Annotated in this window: 4 protein-coding genes; 2 read left to right on the top strand and 2 right to left on the bottom strand. The window is 69.4% G+C overall.

The window, feature by feature from the left end:
* Window positions 1-106: 106 nt before the first annotated feature.
* Complete coding sequence (locus I0Q12_RS07165; protein WP_197251274.1) at window positions 107-1,222, bottom strand: acyl-CoA dehydrogenase family protein; 1,116 nt, start codon at window positions 1,220-1,222, stop codon at window positions 107-109.
* 34 nt (window positions 1,223-1,256) lie between these two features.
* Complete coding sequence (locus tag I0Q12_RS07170) at window positions 1,257-2,435, bottom strand: acyl-CoA dehydrogenase family protein (RefSeq protein WP_197251275.1); 1,179 nt, start codon at window positions 2,433-2,435, stop codon at window positions 1,257-1,259.
* A 158-nt stretch (window positions 2,436-2,593) separates the two neighbouring features.
* On the opposite strand from I0Q12_RS07170, the gene I0Q12_RS07175 reads away from it, so the two are divergent.
* A complete protein-coding gene (locus tag I0Q12_RS07175) occupies window positions 2,594-2,779 on the top strand; it encodes a ferredoxin (RefSeq protein ID WP_197251276.1) in 186 nt (61 codons plus the stop codon).
* Window positions 2,780-2,942: 163 nt separating this feature from the next.
* On the top strand, window positions 2,943-3,307 hold a 365-nt coding region (locus I0Q12_RS32235; RefSeq protein ID WP_231610177.1), incomplete at its 3' end, for an SDR family NAD(P)-dependent oxidoreductase.

Below are 3,307 nucleotides of genomic sequence, written 5' to 3' on the forward strand. Positions count from 1 at the left end.
GACATCGCGGTGAGCAGGGCGGTCACCGTGGGTGTTTCCGTCATGGGTGCATCCTCGGGGCAGGCCGGCGCCGGCGTACAGGCGACATCTCGGCGAGCGGGACCGATCAGGCCGGCGTCGAGGCGAGTTCGGCGCCGAGCGAACGCAGTTGGGTCGTCGCCGAACCGAGCAGGAACTCGTGGTGCTTTGCCGCGAGGAAGTAGCGGTGGACCGGATGATCCTCGTCGAGTCCGACGCCGCCGTGCACATGCACCGTCGTGTGGGCGACGCGATGCCCGGCGTCGGCGGCCCAGAACGCCGCGGTGCGCAGCTCTCCGGTGTCCGGAAGCCCTGCGGCGATCCGGAATGCGGCCTGCCACAGGGTCAGGCGCACGGCCTTGACGTCGATGTACCCGTCCGCGAGACGCTGGGCGACGGCCTGGAAGCTGCCGATCGGACGGTCGAACTGGATCCGCTCGCGGGCATATTCGGCGGTGAGCTCGAGCGCGCGTTCGAGGACGCCGAACTGGTAGGCGGCGGATCCGAGCAGCGTGCGGTCGCGCAGCCACGCCGCGACCGCGGTGCCGTCCGTGCCGAGCACCCGGTCGGCGCCGACGCGCGTCCCGGCGAACTCGACGATGCCGGCGCTGCCGAAATCGGTGGTGGACTGGCGGGTCACGGTGACCCCGGGCGCGTCGGCGTCGACGAGCAGCACCACGACGCCGGACTCCGAGGCGGCGGGGACCAGGAACAGATTGGCGATCGGCGCCGCATCGACGACGATCTTGGTGCCGTTCAGGATCCAGCCGTCGGCGTCGGCGACGGCCCGGGTGGTGGGCGTGGTCGGATCGTCGTTCAGTTCCTCGGTGAGCGCGGCCGCGAGGACCTTCTCACCGGTCGCCGCCGGTTCACCCCACGCGGCGCGCTGCGCGTCGGTGCCGAATTCGGCGATGGCGGTCGCGGACGCGACGACGGAGGTCGGATACGGCACGGCCGCGACGCCGCGGCCGAGTTCGGCGCAGATGCTGATCTGCTCGAGCGGGCCGAATCCGTCGCCGCCGATCGACTCGGGGACCGCGGCACCGAGAATCCCGGACGACGCGAGCGCGTCCCACAGGGCGTGGTCGATCCGGTCCTCGGCGGCGTCGAGCTCGCGGAGATGCTCGTTGGTGACGACCTCGGTGACGATGTTGCGGGTGAGCCCGGCGAGATCCTGCTGGGCCTCGGTGAGCGTGAAGTCCACTGCGTGGTCCTCTCGTGGTGTGGCGGCTCGGCGGTCAGCGCTTGGCGGGTGGCTGGCCGAGGGCGGTCATGGCGATGATGTCGCGCTGCACCTCGTTGGTGCCGCCGCCGAACGTCAGGATGAGCGAGCTGCGGTGCATGCGTTCGATGCGTCCGCGCAGGAGCACACCGGGGGTGTTCTGCCGCAGGGTCGCCGCGGGGCCCAGGATCTCCATGAGCAGCCGGTAGGCCTCGGTCGCGAACTCCGTGCCGAAGACCTTGTTCGCAGATGCGGGTGCCGGGCCCAGGGGCGCGGTGCTGGACGCGATCTCCCAGTTCATGAGCTTGAGGTATTCGGCCTTCGCGTGCACCCGGGCGAGGTTGATCTGCACCCATTCCTGGTCGATGACGCGCCGGCCGTCGGGCAGCGTGGTGTTCTGCGCCCACGCCCGGACCTCCTGCAGCGCGGTGAGGATCGGGCCGGCCGAGGTGAGCGCCACGCGTTCGTGGTTGAGCTGGTTGGTGACCAGCGCCCAGCCGCCGTTCTCCTCGCCGACGAGGGCCGACGCCGGGACCCGCACGTCCTGGTAGTAGGTGGCGCTGGTGTCCGGTCCGGCCATGGTGTGCACCGGGGTGTAGGAGAATCCCTCCGCCGTGGTGGGCACGATGAGGACGCTGATGCCCTTGTGCTTCTTGGCATTCGGATCGGTGCGGCACGCGAGCCACACGTAGTCGGCGTAGGCGATGAGGCTGGTCCACATCTTCTGCCCGTTGATGACCCATTCGTCGCCGTCGCGCACGGCGGTGGTGCGCAGCGACGCGAGGTCGGTGCCGGCGCCGGGCTCGGAATAGCCGATGGAGAAGTGCAGTTCACCCGCGGAGATCTTCGGCAGGAAGAACGCCTTCTGCTCGGGGGTGCCGTAGTGCATGATCGTCGGCGCCACCGAGTTTATGGTGAGGAACGGGACCGGAGCACCCGCGACCGCGGCCTCGTCGGTGAAGATCAACTGGTCCATGGCGGAACGGTTCTGGCCGCCGTACTCCTCGGGCCAGCCGAGGGTGAGCCAGCCGTCCTTGCCCATCTGCTGCACCACTTCGCGGTACACGTTTCCGGCGCCGTACTCGCCGGTCGTCGCCGAGAGCGCCTCACGACGCTCCGGCGTCATCAGCTCGGCGAAGTACGCGCGCAACTCCTCGCGCAGCTTCTGCTGCTGCGGGGTATAGGTGATGTCCAACGAACCGCTCCAATCGTCGCCACGGGGACGGGTCCGACAATGTTTCCGAATCATTGCACAGAACTGGAACGCGTTCTAGCCTTACCGGACAGGCTCCGTTCGGGGTGCCGCCGACGGTGTCCGAGAGGCTCGGTGCGAATGGGAAGCGAGGGTTCGGGATGGATATCAAGGTCGACTTCGACCGCTGCGAGGCGAACGGCGTGTGTGTGGGAATCGCGCCGGATCTGTTCGATCTGAACGACGACGACGAACTGACCGTCGTGCACCCGGTGCCGGAGGGTCGCGAGGCGGACGCGCGCGAGGCGATCGCCCAGTGCCCGCGCGCGGCGCTCACGGAGATCTGACGCTCTGCTCTTGCCAGGAATGAGAACGCGTTCTACATTCCGACGGTCCCCGGTTTCATTCGCCGGAGCGTCGGGCCCCGAGTGCGCCTGACATGGCGGCCGGAGGGCCGGTAACGAAGAGGTGGGCCGTCAGGGTCCGCCGCGGTCGCGAGGAGTGCGGTTCATGAGTGTTGACGGCAGCGCCGGTCCCGAGAATGTCACCGACCCCCGTGGGGCAGACCTGACCGGCAAGGTCGCCGTGGTGACCGGCGCCGGTGCGGGACTGGGTCGTGCCGAGGCGGTGGCACTGGCGCAGGCCGGCGCGACGGTGATCGTCAACGACCTCGCCGAGACCGACGAGGTCCAGGACACGCTCGAGCAGATCCGCGCGATCGGCGGCGACGTCGCGTTCGTGCCGGGCAGCGTCGCCGAACGCGCCACCGCCGACGCACTCGTCTCCACCGCGCAGGATCGGTTCGGCAGCCTCGACATCGTCGTCAACAACGCGGGCATCGTGCGGGACCGCATGCTGCCCAACATGTCCGACGA

The organism is Rhodococcus sp. CX (assembly GCF_015865005.1).
Lineage (GTDB): Bacteria > Actinomycetota > Actinomycetes > Mycobacteriales > Mycobacteriaceae > Rhodococcus.

Excerpts from the sequence above, each read along its gene's own strand:
- I0Q12_RS07175 (WP_197251276.1), top strand. The coding sequence starts at position 2,594 with ATGGATATCAAGGTCGACTTCGACCGCTGCGAGGCGAACGGCGTGTGT.